The organism is Sorangium sp. So ce176 (genome assembly GCF_051519835.1).
GTDB lineage: Bacteria > Myxococcota_A > Polyangia > Polyangiales > Polyangiaceae > Sorangium > Sorangium cellulosum_G.
This window is the reverse complement of the sequence record NZ_CP150371.1, coordinates 5,206,431-5,231,302: the sequence shown is the minus strand read 5'-3', so window position 1 is coordinate 5,231,302 and position 24,872 is coordinate 5,206,431. Positions and strand designations below refer to the sequence as shown.

20 protein-coding genes and 1 pseudogene are annotated in these 24,872 nt (G+C 73.7%); 13 read left to right on the top strand and 8 right to left on the bottom strand.

The genetic code is table 11. From position 1 onward, the window contains the following. Positions 1-25: 25 nt before the first annotated feature. The 3 genes from WMF42_RS19565 to dhbC all read right to left on the bottom strand — a co-directional run bounded on the left by WMF42_RS19565 (position 26) and on the right by dhbC (position 4,016). Entirely contained in the window at positions 26-1,012 is a 987-nt protein-coding gene (locus WMF42_RS19565; protein WP_437693473.1) for an isochorismatase family protein, read from the bottom strand. An 80-nt stretch (positions 1,013-1,092) separates the two neighbouring features. Next, the gene (locus tag WMF42_RS19560; protein ID WP_437693472.1) at positions 1,093-2,766 is read right to left on the bottom strand and encodes a (2,3-dihydroxybenzoyl)adenylate synthase; all 1,674 of its coding nucleotides are present in this window, start codon (positions 2,764-2,766) and stop codon (positions 1,093-1,095) included. After that, positions 2,763-4,016, bottom strand: coding sequence for an isochorismate synthase DhbC (dhbC, locus tag WMF42_RS19555; RefSeq protein WP_437693471.1), 1,254 nt, complete (start codon positions 4,014-4,016; stop codon positions 2,763-2,765). The genes WMF42_RS19560 and dhbC overlap by 4 nt, the downstream gene beginning before the upstream one ends. Positions 4,017-4,638: 622 nt before the next feature. On the opposite strand from dhbC, the gene WMF42_RS19550 reads away from it, so the two are divergent. Continuing rightward, on the top strand, positions 4,639-5,502 hold the full coding sequence (locus WMF42_RS19550; protein WP_437693470.1) for an NAD-dependent protein deacetylase: 864 nt from the start codon (positions 4,639-4,641) through the stop codon (positions 5,500-5,502). Positions 5,503-5,506: 4 nt separating this feature from the next. Here WMF42_RS19550 and WMF42_RS19545 read toward each other — a convergent pair whose 3' ends face one another. Next, positions 5,507-5,686 carry a hypothetical protein gene (locus tag WMF42_RS19545; protein WP_437693469.1) on the bottom strand — a complete coding sequence of 60 codons (180 nt, stop codon included), beginning with the start codon at positions 5,684-5,686 and terminating at the stop codon, positions 5,507-5,509. Between the two features lie 4 nt (positions 5,687-5,690). Here WMF42_RS19545 and WMF42_RS19540 point away from each other — a divergent pair, with 4 nt between their 5' ends. Then, positions 5,691-6,671 carry a hypothetical protein gene (locus WMF42_RS19540; protein ID WP_437693468.1) on the top strand — a complete coding sequence of 327 codons (981 nt, stop codon included), beginning with the start codon at positions 5,691-5,693 and terminating at the stop codon, positions 6,669-6,671. 204 nt (positions 6,672-6,875) lie between these two features. Then, positions 6,876-8,222, top strand: coding sequence for an outer membrane exchange protein TraA family protein (traA, locus tag WMF42_RS19535; protein WP_437693467.1), 1,347 nt, complete (start codon positions 6,876-6,878; stop codon positions 8,220-8,222). A 24-nt stretch (positions 8,223-8,246) separates the two neighbouring features. Here traA and WMF42_RS19530 read toward each other — a convergent pair whose 3' ends face one another. Continuing rightward, a complete protein-coding gene (locus WMF42_RS19530) occupies positions 8,247-8,735 on the bottom strand; it encodes a type II toxin-antitoxin system RatA family toxin (RefSeq protein WP_437693466.1) in 489 nt (162 codons plus the stop codon). A 221-nt stretch (positions 8,736-8,956) separates the two neighbouring features. Between WMF42_RS19530 and WMF42_RS19525 the strand changes: the two genes are divergently transcribed. From WMF42_RS19525 to WMF42_RS19480, 10 genes and pseudogenes are all read left to right on the top strand, one after another. After that, positions 8,957-9,355, top strand: a complete 399-nt coding sequence (locus tag WMF42_RS19525) for a hypothetical protein (protein WP_437693465.1) — start codon at positions 8,957-8,959, stop codon at positions 9,353-9,355. Positions 9,356-9,440: 85 nt separating this feature from the next. After that, positions 9,441-10,033: pseudogene (locus WMF42_RS19520) on the top strand (Uma2 family endonuclease). A 440-nt stretch (positions 10,034-10,473) separates the two neighbouring features. Further along, a complete protein-coding gene (locus WMF42_RS19515) occupies positions 10,474-11,367 on the top strand; it encodes a hypothetical protein (RefSeq protein WP_437693464.1) in 894 nt (297 codons plus the stop codon). Between the two features lie 166 nt (positions 11,368-11,533). After that, the gene (locus WMF42_RS19510; RefSeq protein ID WP_437693463.1) at positions 11,534-12,772 is read left to right on the top strand and encodes an RNA polymerase sigma factor; all 1,239 of its coding nucleotides are present in this window, start codon (positions 11,534-11,536) and stop codon (positions 12,770-12,772) included. Positions 12,773-12,855: 83 nt separating this feature from the next. After that, complete coding sequence (locus WMF42_RS19505; protein ID WP_233561706.1) at positions 12,856-13,944, top strand: hypothetical protein; 1,089 nt, start codon at positions 12,856-12,858, stop codon at positions 13,942-13,944. A 166-nt stretch (positions 13,945-14,110) separates the two neighbouring features. Further along, positions 14,111-15,223 (top strand): hypothetical protein, encoded by a 1,113-nt coding sequence (locus WMF42_RS19500; protein ID WP_437693462.1) that lies wholly within the window; start codon positions 14,111-14,113, stop codon positions 15,221-15,223. Between the two features lie 113 nt (positions 15,224-15,336). Continuing rightward, positions 15,337-16,845 carry a metallophosphoesterase gene (locus tag WMF42_RS19495; protein WP_437693461.1) on the top strand — a complete coding sequence of 503 codons (1,509 nt, stop codon included), beginning with the start codon at positions 15,337-15,339 and terminating at the stop codon, positions 16,843-16,845. Positions 16,846-17,037: 192 nt separating this feature from the next. Beyond that, entirely contained in the window at positions 17,038-19,125 is a 2,088-nt protein-coding gene (locus WMF42_RS19490) for a hypothetical protein (RefSeq protein WP_437693460.1), read from the top strand. A 2-nt stretch (positions 19,126-19,127) separates the two neighbouring features. Beyond that, entirely contained in the window at positions 19,128-20,126 is a 999-nt protein-coding gene (locus WMF42_RS19485; protein ID WP_437693459.1) for a hypothetical protein, read from the top strand. Further along, positions 20,123-21,982, top strand: a complete 1,860-nt coding sequence (locus tag WMF42_RS19480) for an ArnT family glycosyltransferase (protein WP_437693458.1) — start codon at positions 20,123-20,125, stop codon at positions 21,980-21,982. Before WMF42_RS19485 ends, WMF42_RS19480 begins: the two co-directional genes overlap by 4 nt. Positions 21,983-21,986: 4 nt before the next feature. Here WMF42_RS19480 and WMF42_RS19475 read toward each other — a convergent pair whose 3' ends face one another. The 3 genes from WMF42_RS19475 to WMF42_RS19465 form a co-directional block, all read right to left on the bottom strand. Continuing rightward, positions 21,987-23,465 (bottom strand): hypothetical protein, encoded by a 1,479-nt coding sequence (locus WMF42_RS19475; protein WP_437693457.1) that lies wholly within the window; start codon positions 23,463-23,465, stop codon positions 21,987-21,989. Between the two features lie 61 nt (positions 23,466-23,526). Next, complete coding sequence (locus WMF42_RS19470; RefSeq protein WP_061609643.1) at positions 23,527-23,742, bottom strand: hypothetical protein; 216 nt, start codon at positions 23,740-23,742, stop codon at positions 23,527-23,529. A gap of 48 nt (positions 23,743-23,790) precedes the next feature. Beyond that, positions 23,791-24,819, bottom strand: coding sequence for an FxLYD domain-containing protein (locus WMF42_RS19465; protein ID WP_437693456.1), 1,029 nt, complete (start codon positions 24,817-24,819; stop codon positions 23,791-23,793). Between the last annotated feature and the right edge of the window lie 53 nt (positions 24,820-24,872).

Genomic DNA, 24,872 nt, shown 5'->3' with positions numbered 1-24,872 from the left:
TGTGCCTCGTTGATGACGTGGGCTGTCAGCCCGTGGCCTCCTGGCCGGCCGCCTCCGCGCGCGGCCGCTGCGCGCGGCCGGCCTCGCGCGGGAGCCGCGTCGACAGGAGCTCCCACCACCCGGCCAGCGTCGGGCGTTCGGCGAGCTCGACGAAGGCGACCTCGATGCCTGCCTCGCGCCACCGCTCGACGAGGGTCATGATGCGGATCGAGTCGAGCCCGAGATCGAGGAAGCTCTCGTGCTCGGAGATCATGGCGACGGGCTGCTCCAGGATCTCGGCGACGTCGGCGCGCAGGCGATCGAGGCCCGGCGCCCTGTCGAGCGCCCACCCGGGCGGCGCCGCCACGTCGCGCGGCGGGACACCCGCTCTGTCGCGGGGCGCGAGCGCGGCCACCACCTCGCCGGTCGGGAGCGCGACGCCGCACCGCTGGGCCACGTAGGCGATGGCCATCTCGTGCTGCTCCCGAGAGAAATCCGCTGTCGCGTCGGTGACGAAGAACGGCTGGATGTCGTTCATGAACGCCTCGCACGCGGTCAAGAGGCACCCGATGTGCGCGTAGACGCCGCACACGATGAGCTGATCGCGGCCCCACCGGCGCATGAGATCCAGCAGCTCGGTGCGCTGGAAGGCGCTGTAGCGCCACTTGGTGAGGACCGTGTCGCCGCCTCGCGGCGCGAGCTCGCTCACGATCCCTTGCTTGTCCGGCTGCTGCGTGAGCCCGGGCCCCCAGAGGTCCAGCAGCAGGCCGCGCTGCGCGTCCGTCTGCTCGCCGGGCTGCTGCGTGTACACGACAGGGATCCCGCTCGCCGCGCAGCGCTCCCGGACGAGGCGGGTGTTGGAGAGCAGCTCGACGACAGGCGACGCCTTGGTGTCGTAGTAGCCGAGGAAATACTGCTGCATGTCGTGGATCAGGAGGACTGCGCGCCTCGGATCCGGGCGCCACGACACCCGGCTCTGCGGGATCTCGTCGGCGCGTGGCATGGGATAGGTCTGGATTCTGGGGATGGCCATGGTGGTTCCTCTCTCACGTTGTCACAACGTCTCGTGTCGGCGGGCCGGCGGCGCGCCGCCGCCCCCGCCCGCGCCGCGCTTCAGGCGCGCGCGCCCTGATCGAGCCGCTCGGCGATCCACAGCCGGAGCGCCTTCTTGTCGACCTTGCCGACGCTCGTCGTGGGCAGGGCGTCGAGCCACTCGATGCGATCGGGCACCTTGTACTGCGCGACGCCGCGCTCGCGCAGGAAGGCGCTGATCTCCCGCGCGGCCGGCGGCTGCCCGCGGGGCACGAGGAACGCGCACGATCGCTCGCCGAGGAGCGCGTCCGGCATGGAGACGAGCGCCGCGTCGCGCACAGCCGGGTGGGCGAGGACGTGGTTCTCGACCTCCTCGGCCGCGATCTTCTCGCCCCCGCGGTTGATCTGGTCCTTGGCGCGGCCCTCCACGATCAGGTAGCCGGCCGGCGTCCGCCGCACGAGATCGCCGGTGCGGTAGAAGCCGTCGCGCGTGAACGCCTTCGCGTTGTGCGCGTCGGCCCTGTAATACCCGCGGATCGTGTAGGGGCCTCGCGTGAGCAGGTGGCCGACCTGGCCTGTCTCGACGTCCTCGTCCTCGTCGTCCACGACCCGGATCTCGTCATGGGGTGAGATGGGCCGGCCCTGCGTCTCGAGGGTGATGTCGTCCGGATCGTCGAGGCGGGTGTAGTTGACCAGCCCCTCCGCCATCCCGAACACCTGCTGGAGGGCGCAGCCCAGCGCGGGCCGCACGCGGCGCGCGACCTCGGCGGAGAGCCTGGCGCCGCCCACCTGGAGCACCTTCAGGCTCGACATGTCGTGTCGCGCCGTCCGGGCCGACTCCAGCCACAGCGACGCCAGGGGCGGCACGAGGGCGGTGATCGTGACCTTCTCCCGCTCGATCCACGCAAACGCCTCGTCCGGGCTGGGGCGGCGGCTGAGTACAACGCGGCCGCCGGCGTACAGGGCGCCGAGGCTCCCGGGCGAGCTGAGGGTGAAGTTGTGCGCGACAGGGAGGACGGCCAGGTACACGCTCTCGGCGTCGAGCGCGCAGATCTCCGCGCTGGCCCGCACGCTGTAGAGGTAGTCGTCGTGCGTCCGCGGGATCAGCTTGGGCACGCCGGTGCTCCCGCCCGAGAGCTGAAAGAAGGCGACGTCCCCCGCGGCGGGGCGCGGGAGATCGACGGGGTCGATGTACAGGCTGGAGAGCGCGGTGAGCTCGCCCGGATCGCCGGCCACGATCACGTGCTTCAGGGTCGTGGCCTCGCGCTGGACCTGCCTGGCGAGCTCGCGGTGGTCGAACCCGCCGTCCCGGTCCGGGATGACGTAGGCGACAGCCCCTGTGTGCTCGCAGAAATAGCCGATCTCGGAGCGCCGGTGGGCGGGCAGCGCCAGCACGGGGAGCGCGCCGAGCCGGAACAGCGCGAAGCACACCTCGAAGAACTCCGCGATGTTCGGGAGCTGGACAACGACGCGGTCCCCGGGCTGGATCCCCAGGCGAAAGAGGCCCGCGGCGAGGCGATCGGCGCGCCTGTCGAGCTCACCGTAGCTCAGCCGGCGGCCGTCGCCGACGAGCGCGATCCGGTCCGGGTGCCGCGCCGCGCGCTCGCGGAGCAGCTCCCCGAGCGTCTCACCGCGCCAGTAGCCGGCGCGGCGGTAGAGACTGGCCATCTCGGGCGGCCATGGAGTGAAGCCGTCCAGCGACGGCCGGCGCTCCTCCGCGCGCTCCACGTCCGGCGCGTCCTCGCCAGGCCTCATGCGATCTCCGGCGCCCGATCGAGGCCGAGCGCTGTCAGCATGGTGCCGAGCTTGGCGGAGGTCTCGGCGAGCTCGCGCTCGCCGTCGGAGCCGATGACGATCCCGGCGCCGGCGTACAGGCGGAGCGCGCGGCCGGCGATGTCGGCGCAGCGGATGGCGACCGCCCACTCGCCGTCGCCGGTGGCGTCGCACCAGCCCACGAGCCCGGTGAAGAAGCCCCGATCGAAGGGCTCGATCGCCTCGATCGCCGCGCGCGCGCGCCCGGTGGGGTACCCGCAGACAGCGGGCGTCGGGTGGAGCGCGGTGGCCAGCTTCATCGAGGAGATCGAGAGATCGCGGAGCTCCCCGGTGATCCGGCTCGACAGGTGCCACAGGTTCGCCGTCTGCGTGAGCGACGGCTCCTCGGGGACGCTCAGGCGCCGGCAGAACGGCCGGAGCGCGGCGGCCACGGCGTCGACGACGATCGCGTGCTCGTGCCGGTCCTTCTCGGACGCGAGCAGGGCGATCGCCCGCCGCCGGTCCTCGTCCGGGTCCGGGCTGCGGATCGCGGAGCCTGCCAGCGGATTGGCGATCACCCTGAATCCGGAGCGCGACAGGAGCAGCTCCGGACTGGCGCCGATCAGGGTCCGGGGCCGCGCGCTGGCGGCGCCGCGATCGAGGCCGGACGCCCCGGCCGAAGGATCGGAGAGGTTGGCGGCGAAGGTGTAGCCGCTCCGGTTCTGCTGCGAGAGGCGCTGGAGGACGTGGCGGAGATCGACCGGCTCTCGCAGCGTCATCTCCAGCATCCTCGAGAGCACCACCTTGCTCAGCGCCTCGGACCGCATCAGGCCCACCGCCGTCTCGACGGCGCGCACGTACTCGCGGGGCTCCGGGATCCTGCGCAGCTCCTGGATCGCCGCGGGCGCCTCTCGCCGGAGGGCGTCCATGGCGGGGTTCAGCGGGCCGGCGGCCTGCACCGACCTCGGCACGATGAGGTGCGCGGGCGACGTGGTGTTGAACGGCACCGCGCCGACCACCATGGGGAGCCCCTGGCCCGCTCGCCCGTGCGTCGAGAGCACCCGCGCGACGCGGTCGGGCAGGCGGTCGCCGTCGTTGGGCTCGAGGATCATGTCGTGCGCGCCCTGCGCGAGGAGGGTGCGTGTCGGCGACGAGAAGAAGAACGCCGATTCAGGGGTGTATTGCTTCAAGAGCTGCCCGGCGCTCTGCGCGGGCAGGGCGACGGCGTCCTGCATCGAAATGGAAGAGGTCATCGAAACACTCCTTGCGAGGTGTGGAATCGGTGGTGGCGAGGCGGCGCGGCGCTCGGGCCAGCGCCACGGGCCGTCGCCGCGCGGCAGCGGCGGTGTCTCCGGAGCTAGCGCGGGAGCGCGCCTGGCCGCCCGCGGCCCGCGCGCTCGGCGCGTGGGCCGCCGCGGGCTCGACGCGACGGGCTGCCGTCGCGCCGTCCGATCGCGGCGGGCGCGACAAGGGCGCGTCTCCAGCCCATCGATCGACGCTCGGCCGCGCCCCTGGCGCCGTCGCGCCGCAGCGCGCGCGGCGGGAATCGCCGCGTGGGCGCCGCCGCGGCGTCGAGACGCGCGGCCGCCGGCGCCCACGCGCGCCCTGCCGAGGGCGTCGAGGCGCGGCGCCGACTCGAACGTCGAAATGGGCTCGTCGTCACATCCAGCTCCGATGGGCTTCGAGAGCCACGTGGGCTCGGGTCATCGGGCGCTGGACGTCGAGTCGCGGGCCGCTGCTACATGATAAAGAAAATCAGTTTCAAGTGACCTATGACACGTTCAGATGGGTTCGTCAAGGGTTTCAAGGTGCAGGCCTGCGGGGGCATCTCGCCTGGCTGGCGAGGCCGGGCGCGGCGGGCCACAAACGGGGCGTATGCCGCTCAGCGAAGCGCTCGCCGCCGCCGGACCGCTCGACGACCTCATCGCGCTCCTGCGCGGCAAGCGATTCGTGGCGCTGACGGGGGCTGGGTGCAGCACCGAGTCCGGCATCCCGGACTACCGCGGGCCCGAGACGCGGCGCCGCGCGCGCAACCCGATCCAGGGGCGGGAGTTCTCGAGCTCGGCGGAGATCCGGCAGCGCTACTGGGCGCGCGCGGTGATCGGCTGGGAGCGGTTCTCCCGGGCCGAGCCCAACCCCGCGCACCGCGCCCTGGCGCGGATCGAGGACGACGGGCTGCTCCACGGCCTGATCACGCAGAACGTCGACGGCCTCCATCTTGCCGCCGGCAGCCGCCGGGTCATCGAGCTGCACGGCACGCTCTCCGAGGTCGCCTGCCTCGCGTGCGGCGCGATGGAGCCGCGCGCCGCCCTCCAGGCGCGGATCCTCGCGCGGAACCCCGGCTGGCTGCGCCTCGCGGCCGACCTCGCGCCCGACGGCGACGCCGATCTGCCGGCCGAGCATGTCGCCGGCTTCCACGCGCCGCCGTGCCTCCGCTGCGACGGCCCGCTCAAGCCGCGCGTCGTCTTCTTCGGCGAGAACGTGCCGCGGCCGATCGTGGACGAGGCGTTCGCGCTCGTCGACGCGGCGGACGCGCTCCTCGTCGTCGGCTCGTCGCTGGCTGTGTTCTCGGGCTACCGCTTCGTGCTGCGCGCCGCGCAGCGGGGGATCCCGATCGCCATGGTCAACCTCGGGTCGGCGCGCGGCGAGGAGCTCGGCGCGCTGAAGGTCGAGGCGCGCGCCGGCGACGTGCTGCCGCGCCTCGCCGAGGCGCTGGCGGGGGCGCCCCGGCCGCGGTGAGGGATCAGCCGCGCCTGTACATGACGTCGGTGCGGAGCACGTACTTGCGCCCGCGCGTCACGGCGGCGCCCCGGTGGAGCCGCCGGTGCTCGAACACGAGGGCCATCCCGCGCTGCGGGGTGATGCCGCGGGCGCCCCAGAAGTCGGTGGTGCCGCCCTCGAAGTCGTCGTTCAGGTAGATCATCGCGGTGAACAGGCTCCGCTCGGTCTCCGATCGCACGAACGACCCGTCGCCGCTGCCCGCGCGCGTGCGGGCGGCGCTCGCGTACGACGCGGGGCTCTACGCGGGCGCGCTCGGCGATCTCGCGTTCGCCTGCGCCTGCTACGAGGCGCACAACGAGGTCGCCGAGGCGCTCGCCGATCCGGCGCCGCTCGCGACCGGCCTGCGCACGCTGGCGTACAGGTCGATGGGCGACGTGCCGTTCGCGCGCCGCGGGCTCTGGGAGTCGGAGCACGACCTCGCGCTCGGGCGCCGGGAGAAGGCGCGCGAGGCCACGGCGCAGAACATCGCCGCGTGCCGGCGGCGCGGCTGGGAGGGGCACGTGGCGCACGGCCACACGCTGCTCGGTCTGGCGCTGCTCGACGGCGGCGACGGCGACGGCGGCGACGGCGCCGGCGCCGGCGATGGCGGCGGTGCCAGCGGCGTCGCGGCCGCCGAGGCGCACCTCGGCGAGGCGCGGCGCTGGGCCTCGGCGACGGGCGAGGTGGAGGTCGCGCTGCGATGCCACGAGCTCGCGGCGCGGATCGCGCTCGCGCGCGGGCGGCCCGACGAGGGCGCGCGGCAGGCGCTGGAGGGGCTGCGCGTCGCGGAGACCTGCGGGTTCGGCCCGTTCCGCGCGCGGCTCGCGACGCTCGCTGCGCGGTGCGTGCTCGGGCGCGGCGCGGACGACGGGCGGCATGGGGACGGGCAGGGTGGTGTCGATGCGCGGGACGCGGACGGCGGGCCGGATGTGGCGGCCGCGGCGGCGCTCGCCGGGTCGGCCGTCGCGTGGGCCGGCGAGGACGCGTGGGCGAGGGCGGACGCGCTGCACTGGGCGGGCGTCGCCGCGGCGCGGGGCGGGGACGCGCCGCGCGGTCGGGAGCTGCTCGCCGAGGCGGCGGCGCTGAGGGAGCGGCTGCGGCATCCGCAGGCGGGCGCGTCCCGCGAGGCGCTGGCGCAGCTCGGGTGAGGGGAGCGAGCGCGCTGCGCGCTGTGCGCGAGCGCGGTGGACGGAGCGCGCGGCCCTGCCGCGTCCCCTTTCGTGCTCTCGCCATCGGGGGTGATCGCGCCTGTGTACCATCTCGCTTTCGTCGTCAGGTGACGTCGATCAGCACCCGCGCAGCGGCCGCGATCGATTGCGGCGGCTGCGCTCCCTTCTTCACACGGAGCGTCCATGTCCTGCCGACCTTCCTCCCGCGCCACCTCGTCCGCCATCGCCCTCTCGCTCGCGCTGGCCACGTCAGGCTCAGCGCTGGCCGCGCCCGTCGCCGTCGCCGGAGGTCCGGTCGCGCCGCTGCCCACGACGGAGGGCACCGGCCTGTGCGGCGCGTACCGCGTCTCGTCCGACCCATTGATGAGCTTTGGCCTCCTGGACAGAGAGGATTTCGTCGAGGGGGTCAACGCCTTCATCGACGATGGGCAGCCCGACCTCGCGAGCTTCGTGGTGCGCACGCCGCTCGATCTCTCGAACAACAACGACACAGGGCTACAGATGAGCCTCGGCGACTTTCGCGACGCTGTCGCCGGCTGTCCGGCAGGGGGGTGCGACTTCGTCGAGAACGACCCCGACACGTCGTTCGGCATGCGCCTGCGCGGCTATCTGGCCGTGCCGCCCGAGCACGTCGAGCAGCCGCTCCACTTCGGCTTTTACGCCGACGACGCCGTGGCCGTCGTGATCTACGACGACGCGCAGGCCGCCTATCCGGTGGCGGTGCGGCCGACGCAGCTCGGCTTGCCGAGCTGGCGCCTGACGAGCACAGTCACGTTCGCCCGAGAGGGCCTGTACCCGATCGAGATCCTTTATGTCGCGATCGCCGAGCACTCCGCCCTCGAGATGTCGCTCCTGGTCGGCGAGTTCGAGGATTTCGAGGCAGGCGCTAACGCGCCCGGCAGCGTGAGCCTCGCGGAGTCGGGCTTCACGCTCGTCGAGCCGGCGTCGTTCCATCAGGCCTTGTCGGGCGGCGGCTCGCTGCCGGACGAGGCCTCCTGTGCGCAGTGCAGCCGCGAGCTCGTCCACCAGGCAGGGAACAACGGCTGCGATCCTGGCGCCTACTGCAACAGCGCCGCGCTGTGCGAGCCGTGCGCGCTCGACGCCTTCTGCGGTCCTTCCTGCCAGCCTTGCGCCGCCCAGACGCCGCGCTGCGCCCTTGTGGATGGCACGCCGGCGTGCGTGGCGTGCGTGAGCGACGCGGACTGCGAGGCCGGCGACGTCTGCGACCCCGAGGCGCACGCCTGTGTCGCGCCGCCGCCCGAGCCCGGCGCAGGCGGCGGGGGCGGTGCAGGCGGCGGGGGCGGCGCAGGCGGCGGGGGCGGCGCAGGTGGCGGCGCGGGCGGGGACGCGCCGTCCGGGCCGGGCTCGGCGGGCTCCGACGATGGGGGCTGCGCGTTCCGGGCCGGCGTCCCGGGCCAGAGCGACGGCGGGATCGCCCTCGCGCTCGCGGGTCTCGGGATCGCGCTGGCTCGCCGGCGGCAGCGTGCGTCCGCGCTGTCGTGCGCGCCCGGGGCGCGGGCGCCGCGCTGAGCTGCGGCGAGGGGCGCCCGCCGATCAGGCGGTTACCGGCGGGCGCTGTTGCAGCCGCTGCAGGATGTCCGTCGTCTCGGCGCTCTGCTTGAGCCCGGCGAGGCGCTCCTCGATATCGCGCTTCAGCACGGCCGCCATCACCGGCTCCAGCACCGGGGCGAGGACCCGCGGGCGCGCCGTGAAGTTGTAGCGGAAGGTGACGCGCGTCCGCCGCGGCGACAGCGCCTTGAACAGCCACGCGCCCGAGAACTGGCGGAAGATCCGCGGCCCCTTGGTCATGGTGATGGCCACCTGCTCCGGCGGGTTCATCGTGATGTACCGGGCCTCCATCGACAGCCAGTTCTTCGCCCGCACCCACACCCGCACGCCGACAGCGGGCTCTGTCGCGCCGTCGCGATAGCGCATCTCGCGGAGGAACGGGTCCCACTCGAGCCGGAGATCGTAGTCCTGCCCCAGCGCGAAGAGCTCGTCGGAGGCGGCGTCGATCTCTGCGGTGCTCTGGATGGTGGGCATGGCGGTCAGGATAGGACGGCGAGGCGCGCGGTGGCGAGGGCCCTCCGCGCAGCGGGCTCGCGTCAGGCCCGAGAGGCAGTGTGTTCAGCGTGGCGCGGGCTGCTCCGCAGGAGGTCGGCGGCGCTCACGCGCTGCGCGCGCCGATCGAGCGCGCGCCCCCCGCCGGCGCGTTGCATGTCGGTTCGTTGACGTCTCTCGAGGACCCATGTAGCTCGCCGGCCATGGATCGATCGGCTCTGGGTTTCGCTTTCCTGGCCGTGAGCGCCGTCGCGCTGGGCGGCTGCAACCGGGGGTATCAGACGGCAGCGGAGCTCGAGAGCGCCGAGCGCGGGCCGACCCACTGCGCCAGCTCCTGTTACGATCTCGGGATGCGGATGTCCGCGTTCGTTCTCGTCGACCGCGGCGTGGCGGGTTGCGTGTGCGAGCCGGTTCAGGCGCCCGCCAGCGCATATCCTGCGCCGCCGCCGGCCGCGCCGCCCCCGCCGGCAGCGCCGCCGGCCGCGCAGCCCCAGAGCCGCGCGTCGGCCGGGGCTGCGGCGGGCTATGCGGTGCTCGAGGCGCAGCGGCGGCAGCAGGAGCAGGCGCAGCGCGCCTCGATGGAGGCCGTGCGGCCGAAGTGAGCTGATGCGGGCCGGACCGAGGCGGCCCGAAGGATGGCCACCGTTGGCTCTGCGAGGAGCAGGCGTGGCATTCTCGGCCGGACCGATGAACGAGCCGGCGCGCAAGATCCGCTCTACCCATGCCGAGTACCTCGAGCAGGAGCGGGCGAGCCCGACGAAGCACGAGTTCCTGAACGGCGAGATCATCGCGGTCGCCGGCGGAACGCCGGAGCACGCGCGCCTGTGCGCGAGCGTCGGCGCCGAGCTCCGGGCGCAGCTCCGCGGGCGTCCCTGCGCTGTCTACTCCTCCGATCTGCGCGTCCGGGTGAAGGCGACCGGACTGTCCACGTATCCCGACGTCAGCGTTGTGTGCGGGAGGCTGGAGCGCGATCTCGAGGACAAGGACGCAGCGCTCAACCCGGTCGTCCTTGTCGAGGTCCTCTCCGACAGCACAGAGGCTTACGACCGCGGGCAGAAGTTCGCGCACTACCGGCTCATCCCCCGCTCCGGGAGTACGTGCTCGTCTGGCAGCACGAGCCGCGCATCGAGGTGTTCCACCGCAACGAGGATGGCTCGTGGACGCTCCGGGAGGCCCGCGCCGGAGAGGGCGCGCACCTGGAGGCGATCGGGTGCACCCTGCCCGTGGACGAGGTCTACCGGGACCCGCTCGCGCAGCCCCCGCCGGGAGCGCAGGCGTGACTTCGAGGCGCTTCACGCGCTCCTGAGCGTCGGCGGGGTCTCACGTGCGCTGAAGCTCGATGGGCGGCCGCATCGAGATTGTGGCGGCAAGGATCGGAGACGTGGACGAGCCGTGGATCGCTCCGCCGACGCAGCTTCGTACCGGGCGGCGCCACGCACGTCCGATCGTATGCCGCAGGGCCTGCCGCGTGACACTACGTGTGTCCCGCCGTTCACAGATCAGCCTGCTGCGTGACACTACGTGTGTCCCGCCGTTTACAGATCGGCCTGCGAAGTGACACTACGTGACCCCACCCATCCCCGCCCCGGGCTCCCAGGCCAGCGGGCGCGCCTCCCATCGCAGCCCCACCCCCCTCGTGTCGAGATCCTGCGCTCTTCCGAGCACACATCCGGCGCTGATGTGGACCACGGTCGCGTTCGCCTGGATCTACGTTCCCGGAATGGCCAAAGCCAGAACCAAACAACAGCACACCGGGAAGGCGCCTGCGGCGGCTCCCACGGCAACAACCACCTACCACGCCTGCTACAAGCGCTTTGCCCCGCTGGCCGCGGAGCTCCCGGAGCGCGAGGTCGAGGTCTGTCGCGCGGACGTGCGGATCGCCTTCGCGAACGTGAAGCGCGGCGTCCAGGCCGCCTGCGCCGATCCGGCGCGCATCCGGCGAGCGCTGCCCGAGCTGCCGCTCGATGACGTCCTCGCGCTGCCGGACCTCGGGCGGGCCCTGGTCTTCGCCGCGACGCGCGTCACGGCGAAGCCCGCGAGCTCCGGTGAGATCGAGGCGAAGCTCAAGGTCGTGACCGAGCTGCGCGAGCCGATGCTCACGCTCGCCGAGACCCTGGCGAAGCGCGGGCTCCTGCCGAAGGACGTGGTGGCCGAGATCCGCGCCGGCAGCGGCAAGTACGACCTGGCCAGCGACGGGATGGCGCTGGCCCACCTGTACGAGGAGCACGCGGACGCGCTCCGCGGAAAGCACCCCTTCACCCGGGAGGAGTTCGAGCAGCTCCGGGAAGCCAGCGAATGGCTGCTCGACACCCTCACCCCCGAGGGCGCCCGCCGCCCTGCGACAAGACAGCGCGGCGAGGCCGAGAAGATGCGTGACCGGCTCTGGACCCTCCTGGTCCGGCGCTACGCGGATCTCCGGAAGATCGCGTACTACTTCCACGGCGACGCGTTCGAGGACGTGACCCCGAAGCTCATGTCGCGCGTGTCGAGCGCCGCCGCCAAGGACGCGAGCGAGGAGGTCGAGGCAGAGGAGGGCGCCGACGAAGACGCCGACGCCGACGACGACGTCAGCGGCGGCGCGGGCGAGCAACGCCCCATCCCGCTGTCTCCGTAAGCGGCCCGCGACCGACAGCGCCGCGCGCGCCCGCCGGCGCACGCGCGGCGCGGAACACAAACGGGTCAGGTGCGCCCTCCGTAATTAAGGGGATATGAGCGCACCTCTCTCGTCCCCCGCCGGCACCTCCCGTGACCGCACCTGGAACGCCCTTCATACAGCCGCAGTGGAAACGCTCCCCGGCGCCTTCAAGCTCCTGGGCGTGGCCGAGGCCGACATCGACGACCTCCTCCAGGAGGTCCTCCTCGCGTCGTACCAGACCCTGGATCGGTTCGACCCCACCTGGTCCCCGCCCCGGAGCGAGGCCGGCGAGGCCGGCGAGGCCGGCGAGCCCGCGCGCCGGCACCGCAGCGCTGAAGAACGATGGGTGTTCGGGATCGCGTGGCGGAAGGTCGGCCATTACCTGGAGCGCGCTTATCGCCGCCGCGAGGTGCTGCACGGCCTGCTGCCGGCGTCGTGCTCCGAGGCCGTCGATCCCGCGCCGCTCAGCGAACAGCGCGTCGTGGAGCGAGAGCGGCTGGAGCTCGTGATCGACGTGCTCTGGACGCTGGACCCGGAGCGGCGGCTCCTCCTGGTCCTGCACGAGGCGTACGAGGTGCCGCTCGTCGAGATCGCGCGGGAGCTCGGCATCAACTACAACACCGCCACCAACCGGCTGCGCCTCGCCCGCGAGGACTACCGCGCCGCCGTCAAGCGGCTGCGCCCGGAGCAGCGAGACGCGCTGCGGGGGTGCTGGCTCGGGTTGCCGCTGGCCTCGGCGCTCCTGGTGCGCGAGGAGGCCGGAGCGATCGAGCCCGCGTCGCGTGAGACCAAGCCTTGTGCGGGACCGGCTGAGCCGGCGCTGCCTGCGCTGTCGCCGCCCGCGCCGCCGCCCGCGCCGCCGCCGCCCCCGCCTTCGCCCAGGGGGACCGAGCGCGTGCGCCCCTGGCTGGGCGAGCTGGGGCGCGCCCTCGGGTGGAGCGCGGTGGGCGCCGGAGCCGCCCTGGCCTTGCTGCTTGCGCTCGCGCCGCCGCGGCCGCTGTGGGCTGACCGCTTCGGCCCACGGATGACGGCGCTGCCCGCGGTGCGAAGCGCGTCGGTCGAGATGACGCCGCAGGAGATGCCGGGGCCGCGGCCGGTCTCGCCAGCTCCCGACGCGACGCCCCGGCGCGACGTCGCGCCACGTCGAGCGCCGCCGGCAGGCGCGCGGGAGGACTCGTTCGCAGTGGAATACCGGCTTCTCGACGCGGCGCAGGCGGCGCTCTCCGCGGGCGATACAGCCGCAGCGCTCCGGCACATCGCGCTTCATGAGCAGCGGTTTCCGAGCGGTCGGCTCAGGTCGGTGCGCGAGCGGCTCCGGGCGCTCGCGCAGGCGCGACTGGCCGGCTCCGCGGGGGGCGCGGCGAGGGAACAGCCGTCGCGATGAGAGGGGCTCACCACGGGCGGGCTCGGCACGTGCGGCCTGCGCGCAGCGTCCTCGGGTCGCTCGGCGCTGCCCGGCGAAGGGCGTTGGCCGCTGCCGTCGTCCTCGGCGCCGCGCCTCTGCTCTGCGCAGCGGAAGCTCGCGCCGAGGCAGAGCTCCGTCCGAGCGCGGCACGGCTCGACTACGTGCGCGGGCGAGGCGCCGAACGCTGTCCTGACGCTTCGCTTCTGCGCGCAGAAGTGGCGCGGGTGGCCGGCGCCGACCCCTTTCGGGACGATGCTCCGCTCGTGGTCTCGGTCAGGATCGAGCGCCAGGGATCCGAACTGGTGGCGTCGCTGGCGTTGCGCGAAGGGCAGGGGGACACCCGGTGGGCCGACGGGCTGACCACCACCAGCGCCTGCGACGTGCTCGTCGCCGGCGTGGGCCTCGCCATCGCGACGCAGCTCCTGCGCGCGCCGGAGCGGGGGTCGGCCGAACCTTCGCCGGCCGAGCCTTCTTCGCGCGGGCCCACGCAGGCTGCCCGAGAACCGTCCCGGACTCCACCACCCGCGCAGGCGACGCGTGATGCGCCCGAGCAAGTGGGCCGAGCTGTTCCGGAGCCACCTCGCCCGGCCGCGCCGGAGCCATTCACCTCTTCGGGTGAGCCGTCGAAGGCAGATCCTTCCGGACCGTGGCGGTTCGAGGCGGGGCTCGGGGCGACCGTGGGGCTGGGGATCACGCCGGGGGTGGCGGCCGGGACGACCCTGGCCCTCGGCGTGCGCTGGTCCGACTGGTCGGTCGCCGTGGAGGGTCGGGGGCTCGTCTCGCTGGCGAAAGAGGTCGAGGGGTTGCCCCTGGGGATGACGGCCTTCACGGCAACCACCGTGGGCTGCCTCCGCGGCCGTCACCTGTTTGGCTGCGGACTTGCGACGCTCGGTGCTGTCCGGTTCGTCCCGGAAGACCCGTGGAACATGCGTCTACGCAGCAAGGCCCTGGTCGGGGTAGGGATCCGGCTTGGCTGCGCGTGGCGGCTCTCGGACAGGTGGTCAGTGAATGGCCACGCCGAGGCGATCTGGATCGCTGAAGACGCGGTGCTCAGGCGCCATGTCGACCCTGCCGTAACGCCACCACCACTCTACTGGACGTCGCCGCCGCTCGGAGCAGCTCTCGGGCTGGGTGTCACGGCCAGCTACTGAGCGGACCTGCGAAACGGGACCCAACGTCGCGAGGATTGGTGAGAAATTTATGTGTGAACCTGGAATGGGGAGCTTGCTGGCGGCTGCGGCCGTGATGGAGGACGATCGTTGTCTGCGTGGAGCCGCATGCGGTAGCTTGCCACGCATGCGGATTTACCCCTTGTCGATGGCAGGGCTGCTCCTGTTGCCGGGCTGCGCCGGAGATCCAACCGTCTACGGGCCTTGTCAGCCCAGTGAATACGGCTCTCCGGCGTGCCCGTACCCCGAGGCGGGCACCGGGGATGAGGGCGGAGGCGGGGACGGGGGCGCAGGTGGTGCCGGTGGTGCCGGCGGCGGCGACGAGACCGCCTGCGCCGGCGACTGCGTTCCGCCGGCGCCCCTCGGCTGGTTCGGTCCGGCGCTCCTCTGGCACGGCCCGCCGGAGCAGGCGCCGGACTGCCCCGCCGAGGCGCCGAACGTCGGCTATGTGGGGTTCGCCGACCTGGCGCCGGCGCCGCTCGCCTGCGCGGGCTGCCTGTGCGATCCGCCCGACGCGGCCGCCGCCTCGTGCCAGCTCCCGCTGGGCTGGTCGGCGCACGCGGCGACGTGCGCCGTCACGGCCCCCGACACAGTCGAAACCGCCTTCGCGGCGCCGGACGGCTGGGACGGCGCCTGCACCGCCGCGAACGCGATCCCCGCGGGGCAGGACTGCGGCGGGCAGCCGTGCGTGCAGTGGCTTTCCGTCGAGGCGCCGACCGTGCTGGTGACAGCCGCCTGCACGCCGAGGGTGGACGAGCCACCGCCGCCGGCGCGCCTCGATCCGTGGCAGACCCGGGCGGTCGCCTGCCTGCCCGGCGCTTACACCGAGTGCCCCGGCGACCGGAGCACCTGCATGCCGTCGTCGGAGCAGCCCGGGGGCCTGCCGCCCGGCGGCTTCCTGGCGTGCATCTTCCACGAGGGCGACGTGACGTGCGCGGAACCTTACCTGGACAGGCACGTCTTCTACGGCGGCGTCGACGACACGCGCGCCTGCTCCGAGTGCGCCTGCGGGGAGCTGGAAGGCGCGTCGTGCACGATCATGGCCTCGGTCTACAGCGACGGCGCGTGCGCCGAGCAGGTCGCATCGACCCTCATCAGCTCGACGACGCCGTTCTGCGGGGTCACGCCGCCCGGGGTCGCCCTCGGCAGCAAGTCGGCGGAGGTCGTCGCTGCAGATCCCGGCGGCTGCGCGCCGAGCGGGGGTGAGCCGGTCGGCGAGCTGCTGCCGGAAGCGCCGTCGACGTTCTGCTGTCTGGCGTAGTCGACCCGAGCCCGCTCCCCTGCACGCCGTCGCGGCACGCGGCTTGCGATGCCTCCCGCCCGGGCGACGCGGCCGTCTCATGTCGAGATCGCCCGGCCCTCGGGGGCAAGGCAATGGACGGCGCAGCCAGGGACATCTTCGTCATCAGCGATCTGCACCTCGGTGACGGCGGCGTGCGCGACAACTTCGAGACAGGCAAGAAGACGCCCGAGCTGCGCGCATTCATCGACCACGTGGGCAGCGAAGGAGGCGAGCTCTTCATCCTCGGCGACCTCTTCGAGCTCTGGCAGATGAACCTCAGCCTCCTGCTCGTGAAGCGGCGCTCGCTCCTCGACCAGCTCGCCACGCTGAACCTGGTCTACGTGCCCGGCAACCACGACATCGACCTGCTGCACTTCATCGATACGGACTTCCTCCATCACCCCTTCTTCGCCTGCATGCGCGCGCCGTTCGTCCGGGAGCTCGGGGGCAGGCGGTTCCGCTTCTGCCACGGGCACGAGAGCGATCCGTTCAACGCGGGCGACGACCCGGGCTTCGGCCGCATGCTCTCCATCTTCGCCGGCATCTTCGAGGACCAGAACGGATCTCCCCTCCTCACGAGCGGCGAGAGCGTGGAGGAGGTCCTCGAGCAGTTCGGCGACTCGATGCTGACGATCTGGAAACACGCCCTGGCGAACGTGAAACAGCGCGGAGGGAAGTGCGATGAGCGCCCCGGCTCGGCGCTGACGCCGGCGCAGAGCCCCGGCCGGCTCGGCGAGCACGTCGTCGGGGTCCGCGCGGAGCTCGAGCTGGGCGACCACGACGTGGCGGTGCTCGGGCACACCCACAAGGCAGGTCGTATCGGTGACTGGTACTTCAACAGCGGCTCATGGGCCGGTCCGATCAACGCGTTTCTTCGCATCTCGCCGGACGGACATGTCCGCTATCTCGAGTGGAAGGACGGGCGCCCCCTCGAGCGGGAGATGCCCGTCGTGCTCCCGGGCGCGGGGGCCGGCCGCGCCCCTGCGGCGGCGAAGAACCCGGTCGCCGCGGCCCGCTCCGCCGCGAGGACGCTCTTTCCGAGGCCGACGCGGCCGGAGCGCTCCCGGTGGATCCTCATCGCTCAAGGCGTCCTCGCGATCTCCGTGGGCGTCGGCGCCCTGACGATCTCCGTCGGTCACGGCGCGTCCGCGGGGTGGCGGCTGCTCGTCTCCGCCTTCGCCGCGTACGCGCTGCTCGACGGCGCCCTCTCGCTCTTCGGCGCGTCGCGCGAGCCGCCCCTCAGGCGCCTCCTCTCGCTCGCGCGCGGCGTGGCGAGCGTCCTGCTCGGCCTCCTCGTGCTCCGCCGCGGCTACGTGGTCGAGGTCTTCGTGATCCTCGTCGGCGTCTGGGCGCTCATCGCCGGCGCGCTGCGCGTCGCGGCGTCGGTCGTGCTCAAGGGCATGGTGGAGTCGCGCTGGCTCTTCGCCGCGGGCGTCGGCTCGATGCTCGCCAGCCTCGTCCTGCTCTCGATGCCCGCGTCGGCGGTGCTGCTCAAGTTCGGGCTGGCCGGTTATCTCTGCTACTACGGCGCGGGGGAGCTCCTGGCCGGCATCTTCGGGCAACGATTGCCCAGGGCGGCCGCGTCGCGCGCCCTCGCGTGAGGCTGCGCGCGACCGCCGCCCGGGCGCACAAACACGCCCTGGCCGCGCGCCGTTGATCTACGCTCCGCCCGCCCCGGCAGCGCAGCGGCCGATCCCGCGGGGGCCGCGCCCGCGGCGCGCCTCCGCGCACGCACAGGGCCTCCCGGCCCCTCCGCGCCCCGCAGGTCGAGGGCCCCACCCGGAGCTCCAGCCATGAAGATCCCTCTCCCGATCGCCTCCTCCCGCGCCTCCCGCGCCTCGCTCGCCGCCCTCGCCGGGCTCGCCGCCGTCGCGGGCGCCGCCTGCTCCGCCCCGCACCCCCCGCCGCCGGCCGAGCCGCCCCCGGCAGCGCCGCCGGCGCCCGCCGCCCCCCAGGCAGCGCCGCAGGGCCCGCGCTTCGACAAGATCCCGCGGCTCGACTTCAACCGCATCGCGGTGGAGCTCGATCTGCCGCTCTTCTGGACAGCCGACAGGAACAGCTCGGGCGCCGTCGAGCCCGACGAGGTGGTCGCGCTCTGGCACCACACAACGGCGCCCGCCTGGGTCGCGTCCGGTGCGTTCACCCCCGAGTTCACCGCGGCCTACGCCGCGATCGTCAAGATCAAGGCCGAAGGGCACCCGCGCGCGGGCCTCGACGACGCCGAGAAGCGCCGCCGCGATGCCGTCCTCGCGGAGCTCGCTGCCGGCCGACCGTCGCTCCTCCGGTCCGACTTCCGCGGCGCGCCCGCCGAGGACCAGGCCATCGTCGGGCACCTGCTCGAGGTCGCCAAGCTGATCGAGCAGATCCACGCGAAGCAGCTCGGGTCCGCCGGCATGGCCGACAAGATCCCGGCCGACGACCCGGCCAGCCGGGCGCTCTTCTGGCGCAACCAGGGGCCCTGGTGCGAACAGCCGAAGACCCGGGACGATCCGAGCTGCAGCGCTGTGCCGGGCAGCCCGCCCCGCATCACCGGCGCGTATCCGGCGCGCCTCCAGCAGGGCAAGAAGTTCTGCGCCGCGCTCGAGGCGCGCCGGGACCAGCAGGCGCTCCTGTCGCCGTTCACGGCCGTGGTCGAGCAGGGCGGCGGCCTCAGGGCCGTGCCGTACAGCGAGGCGTACAAGCCCGAGATGGAGGCGGTGAGCCGCGAGCTCAAGGCGGCGGCGGAGGCGATCCAGAGCCCCGGCGAGGCCGCCTTCAAGGCGTACCTGCTCGCGGCGGCGCAGGCGTTCCTCGACAACCGCTGGGAGGTCGCGGACGAGCCCTGGGCGAAGATGAACGCCGAGAACTCGCGGTGGTACCTGCGCGTCGGGCCGGACGAGACGTACTGGGAGCCGTGCAGCCGCAAGGCGGGCTTCCACATGAGCTTCGCGCGCATCAACCAGGAGTCGCTCACCTGGCAGAAGAAGCTCGACCCCGTGAAGTCGGAGATGGAGGCTGTGTTCGCGAAGCTCGCCGGCGCGGCGTACAAGGCGCGCCAGGTCGCGTTCCACCTGCCCGACTTCATCGACGTCATCGTGAACGCCGGCGACTCGCGCGCCGCGACCGGCGGGACCGCGGGGCAGAGCCTGCCGAACTGGGGCCGGGTCGCGACCGAGGGGCGCGGCCGCACCGTGGCCATGGTGAACCTCCTCCAGGACGACGACGCCCGCGCCGCCCTCCAGGAGGCCACGGCGTCGCTCCTCTGCAAGGCCACGATGGAGAGCGTCTCGCTCGAGCGCCCCGTCGCGACGCTGAGCACGGTGCTGCACGAGGCCGCCCACAACCTGGGCCCGACGCACAACCACAAGGTGAAGGGCAAGACGGAGAGCGAGATCTACGGCGGCCCGCTCGCGTCGATGCTCGAGGAGCTCAAGGCCCAGACGGGCGCGCTCTTCTTCAGCGGCTGGCTCGCCCAGCAGGGCGTCCTCGATCCGGCGCTCGCCCGCATGTCCGAGGCGAGGGGCGTGATCTGGGCGTTCGGGCAGATCGGGCAGGGGATGTACGCCGCCGGCGGCGAGCCGCGGCCCTACGGCCACCTCGCCGCGATCCAGCTCGGCAGCCTGCTCGACGCGGGCGCGATCGGCTTCCACCGCGGCGAGGTGGCGGCGAACGGCACGGACAAGGGGTGCTTCTCGATCCAGGCGGACAAGATGCCCGCCGCCGCGGAGGCGCTCGCGAGGACGGTGCTCGACATCAAGGCACGCGGCGACAAGGCGGGCGCGCTGCGCCTGCGCGAGACGTACGTCGAGAAGGACGGGGCCTGGAAGGGGCTGCGCGGGGTGATCGAGGAGCGCATGCAGCGCATGCCGCTCGGCAGCGTGATCTACGCGATCGAGCGGTAGCCGTGACCCCGGCGCAGCCCGACACGACGGCCCCGTCTCCGCCCGCCGGCGGCACGACGCGGGCGCGCGGCGGCCTCGCGCGCCGCGCCCTGGGCCTCCTCGCGCTCGTCGGGCTCCCCGCGCTCGGGCTCGGCGAGCTCGCCGCGCACATCCACTTCAGCCGGCGCGCTCCGGACTTCGACGCCTGGCGCGAGGTGAAGGCGCCCCTCGCGGCGATGAAGCGGCCGGGGGACCTCGTCGTCGTCGCGCCCGCGTGGGCCGATCCGGCGGCGCGCCGCGCGCTCGGCGACGAGCTCCTGCCCCTGCGCGACGCGGCCAGGCCGGACGAGAGCCGCTACGCGGCCGCCGTCGAGATCAGCGTGCTCGGGCAGCGCGCCGAGGAGCTCGCGGGCTTCCGCGAGGAGCGCCGGCAAGAGCACGGCCGGTTCGTGCTCCGGCGCCTCGTGAACCCGTCGCCGGCGCGCGTCGTCTACGACTTCGTCGACCACGTCGCGCCGTCGTCGGCCGACGTGCGCGTCACCGACCCGCCGGCCGCGTGCCGCTGGAACCCGCGCGCGCGGATCGCCGCCGGGGGCCTCGGCGGCCACCCGACGTTCCCGGCCGAGCGCTTCGAGTGCCCGGGCGGGCCCTTCTTCAACGTCGGCGTCACCGTGATCGCGGACGAGGAGTTCCGCCCGCGCCGGTGCATCTGGTCGCACCCGCCGCGCGACGGCGCGATCGTCACGCGCTTCCGCGACGTCCCGCTCGGCGCGGTGATCCGGGGGCACGCGGGCATGTACTGGATCATCGAGCGGGAGCGGAGCGGCGCGCCTGTCACGCTGTCCGTGCGCGTGAACGGCGAGGCCGTGGGGGAGGCGACGCACGTCGACGGCGACGGGTGGGCGGCGTTCGAGTTCCCGCTCGGCGCGCACGCGGGCGCCGCGAGCGCCGAGGTGGAGTTCGCCGTGACGTCGCCCGACTACACGCACCGCCACTACTGCTTCGAGGCAGACACCCGATGAGGCGACCGGCACGGCCCGCCCCCGTCGCGCTCGCGGACGGCGCGATCGCGCTCGCTTTCGCGGCGGCGTACGTCGCGCTCCTGCTCGCGACCGCGGGCGATCTCGGCTACGCGCGCGACGAGGGGTTCTACTTCCACGCGGCGAACCGCTATGGCGCGTGGTTCCAGGCGCTGCTCGATGCGCCGCGCGCCGCGCTCGATCCGGCGGCCGTCGACGCCGCGTGGTCGGTGAACCACGAGCACCCCGGCCTCATCAAGTCGCTCTTCGCGCTCTCCAACCTCTTCCTGCAGAAGCGGCTCGGGCTCTTCGCCATGGAAGGCACGAGCTACCGCTTCCCGGCGATGGTCCTGTCGGGCGCGGGGGTCGCGCTCGTGTACCTCTGGGGCACGCAGGCGCGCGACAGGATCGCCGGCGCGTCCGCCGCCGTGCTCTTCGCGATGCTGCCGCGGTACTTCTACCACGCGCACCTCGCGTGCTTCGACGCGCCGATCGTGACGGTGTGGGCGCTGTGCGCGTACGCCTACTGGCGCGCGCTGCGGGACGGCGGCGCGCTGTGGCCGGTGCTCACAGGCATCACCTTCGGCCTGGCGCTCGACACGAAGCACAACTCCTGGTTCCTGCCGATCGTCTGCGTCGCGCACGCGATCGCCCTGGAGCTCAGGGAGCGGATCGTCGCGGCCGCCGCCGCGGCCGACGGAGCGCCGGCGGACACCCGCGGCGCGCCGCCCCCGCAGCAGCGGCGAGGGGCCCGGCGGTCGCTCGCGGCGCTCGCCGCGATGGCGACGATCGGCCCCCTCGTGTTCTACGCGCTCTGGCCGTGGATCTGGCGCGACACGCCCTCGCGCCTGCGCGAGTACGCGTCGTTCCACCTGAACCACGAGTACTACAACATGGAGTTCCTCGGCCGGAACTACTGGACGCCGCCGATGCCGAGGGCCTACGCGCCGGTGATGACGGCGGCGACGGTGCCCGTCGTGACGCTCTTCCTGTTCGCCGCGGGGCTCTGCGCGAGCGCGCGCGAGCGCCTCCTCTATCCGCTCGCGCGCGCGGCGGCGCGGCTCGCCCCGCCGGGCGGCGGGGGCGCGCTGGCCGGGGCGCGCGCGTTCGCCGCGCGGCTCCGTCCGCCCGCTGCCGACCCCGGCGGCACGGCGCTCCTCTGGTTCCTCGCCATCGCCGCCGTGTACGGCGCCTGGCTCTCGCCGAGCACGCCGATCTTCGGCGGCACGAAGCACTGGATGACGGCCTACCCGTTCATCGCCCTGTTCGCCGGGGCGGCCTTCTCCGCCGCGGTGAGGCGCGCGCGCGTCGCCCTCCGCGCGCTCCACCGCGCCCGGCGCGGCCCCGGCGCGCGGCCCGGCGCCGCCGCCTCCGCGCGCAGCGCGCTCGATCGCGCCGCGCGCGGGCCGCTGCTGCCGGCGCTGCTCGGCGCGGCGGTGTTCGCGGCGCCGATCGCCGAGACGCTGCACGCGCACCCGTGGGCGCTCTCGAGCTACACGCCGCTCGTCGGCGGCGCGCCCGGCGCGGCGACCCTGGGCCTGAACCGCTCCTTCTGGGGGTACACGACGGGCGCTGTCGTCGCGTACCTCAACGAGCACGTCCCGCCCCGCGGGACTGTGTACGTCCACGACACGGCCGCCCCGGCCTGGGACATGTTGCTGCGCGACGGGCGCCTGCGGAAGGACATCCGCGGCGTGGGGGCGGTCGCGGGCGCTGACTTTGCCCTGTACCACCACGAGCAGCACATGCTCGGGCAGGCGTACCAGGCGTGGGTCGCGTTCGGGACCACGAGCCCGGATCACATCGCGGGGCTCGACGGCGTGCCGGTGATCCTGGTCTACCGCAACCCGGCCCGCTGAGCCGTCAGCGCTTCTTCGCCGCCGCCTTCTTGGCGGGCGCCTTCGCCGCCGTCTTCTTCGCCGGAGCCGGCGAGGCCGCCTTCTTGGCGGGCGCCTTCGCCGCCTTCTTCGCCGGCGCCGCCGCGGTCTTCCCGGTCGCTGCCTTCTCCGCGGCGGCGGGGGCCTTCTTCGGCGCTACGGCCGCCTTCCGGGCCGGCTCCTTCTTCGCGCCCCGGACCGCCACCGCCCTGGCCTTGCTCGCCGCGGACCGCTCTGCCGCAGGCTCGGCCGCCTTGCGGAGCTTCGCGGCCGCGGCGGGCTTCGTGGCGGGCGCGTCGTCCCCGTCCGCGAGGTCGTCGTCCTCGTCGTCGAGCTCGTCCTCGTCGAGTTCGCCGTCCTCGTCCTCGTCCTCGTCGAGGTCGTCGTCCTCGTCGAGCTCGTCTTCGCCCTCGTCCTCGTCCTCGTCCTCGAGGTCGTCGTCCTCGTCGAGGTCGTCCTCCTCGTCGAGGTCGTCCTCCACGCCCGCCGCCTCCAGCGCGGGCTCGCGGCGCCGCGACGAAGGCGCGTCGCTGCGCAGCGGCGCGGCGGCCGGCCGGCTCGCCGGGTCCAGCTCCTCCAGCGGCTCGCCGAGGAGCGCGGCGATGTCGCGGGTGAACTCCGTCATGTGGCTGTCGACCTCGAGCGCGTCCTGCTCGGACAGCGGGGTGAGCCTCAGCCTGAGCACCCGGTCGCCCGCGAGCTCCCACGACGCGGCGCAGCCGCCCTCGCGCAGCATCCTGGAGGCGATCGCGTCGATCCGCTGGCGCAGGCCGCCGCGCGCCCCGGGCTCGATCCGGCGCTGCAGCTCGAAGCGGCGCTCCATCATCGGGAGCGTCACCACCTTCGCCTCGACAAGCTCCGACAGCTCGTCGGCCACGGCCTCCTCGAGCTCGAGCCGCGCGTCGGGATCGCTGCTCTCGACCGAGAACGTCGCCTCGCGGAGCTCGGCGTCGTAGGACGTCAGCTTGCCGCCGGCGGTCTCCGCGGCGCGCCCGAGCGCCTCGTGCAGGACCTGCGCCGGCGCGCGCTTGCCGACCGTCGAGGCGACGTACCCGAGCATGTCCAGCCGCACCTGCACCGGGCCGTCGTCATCGAGGGCGAGCTCAGGGCGCGGCCCGAGCAGCGCGTCGCGCATCACCCGGAAGACGTCGCGCTGGATGACGTTGTCCTCCGTGAAGATGTCCTCCACGTGCTCGGACTCCATCAGCGTGCTCGTGAGGCTCGCGACGAGCTCCTCGACCTGGTCGTCGAGCTCGTCGCTGCCGAACGTGCTCGTGACCTCTCCGTCGACGATCGCATACGGCTCGAGCCGGGGCGCGATGGCCGCGATGACCCCGGACATCTTCTCCTCGAGCTCGCGCGCGAGCGCCGTCGCGCCGCCCCTGGCCACGAGGATGTGCCCGTGCGCCTTCAACGCGTCAACGATGCTCGTGGAAAGTCGGCGGGAGAGATTGCGCTCGTTCACGAGGCGCGCAGCTTACACGGTTTGCGCGGCCTGGCGATACGAGACCGCGGGTCAGACGTGCTCAGGGGTCGTTCTCGATCACCTTGATCAGCACGCCGCCGATCCGATCCGGGATCGCCGCGCGCGCCGCGTCGGCCCCTCCGGACCGGACGCTGACGCGCACGATGAAGCCGACCCCGTCCTCCCGCTCGACCCCGATGCCGACACACCACGGCTCGCCGCTGATCTTGGCCTTGAGCTCGTCCTTTGCCCGCCGGGCCGATCCCACGTCGCTCATCTCGCTCACCTCTCCTGGGTTCTCGCGCGCGGCCGGAGCCCTGCGCGCTCACTCGCTGTATCCGACAGCCAACACCTGCCACGTCGCTGGCGCGTCGGCGACATCGACGACGCTCGCCGTGAACGTCCCGCCCGCCGAGGGCGCGAGATCCCCGGCGCCCAGGGGGATCTGGCTCACGCTGACGACCTTCCCGTCGGCGCCGTAGAGCGAGACGATCACGAGGACCGACCTCGCCGTGAAGCTCGACTCGTTCGTGATCCGGCCCGACACCTGGTACGGGCTCTGCCCGCGCGTGGGCGTGAACTTCGTGTCCGCGATGGCGAGCTTGGCGAGCTTGCCGTGGAAGGACGGGGCCGCGGGGGCGATCTCGGCCTTGAAGGTGGCCAGCGCGGCGGGCCTCGGCGTCGTGAGCGCGCACGGGACCTTCTCGCCCGGCGGCAAGAAGCGCACCTGCGCCGCGCAGTCGCCGCTCCCGAGGGCGGCGCCGCGGGCGTCGAAGAGCGTCACCTTCGCGCTCGGGGCGCCGATGGGGGCCGTCCCCGTGTTGCGGATCTCGCCGACGAAATGGTGGAGCTTCCCCGCGCGGGAGGGAAAGCCCCGGAGGTCCCGGATCTCGGCGCGGAGCACGCCCTTGTCGGCGGCCGCGTCGGGCGCGTCGCCGAGGCCGTCGCGCGCCGGCGCCCCGGGGAGCGGCGCTGGCCGCGCGGCGATCTCGCGGGCCGCGACGCCCTTGTAGAAGTAGATCGCCGCCGCGCCTGCAAGAATGCAGAACAGGAACACGGAGCCGCAGCCGACGCCGAGGTAGATGGCGAGGTTCGACCGCTTCGGCGGCGGCCTGAACGGCCCGACGCCGAGGTGCCCCGGCACGGCGCCGAACGGCTGCGGCGGATGGCCGCCGCCTGGAGGGCCGTGGCCGCCGCCTGGAGGGCCGTAGCCGCCGCCTGGAGGGCCGTGGCCGCCGCCTGGAGGGCCGTAGCCGCCGGGGGGCGCGCCGTGGCCCCCCGGCGGGGGGCCGCCCGGCGGATGGCCGCCGGGGGGGTAGTTCGCGGCGCCGCGCGGCGCGCCCTGCTGGTCCATGGCCCACGCAGTATGCCGGAGAAGAGGCCCCCCGGATCAAGCCCGAGGCGCGC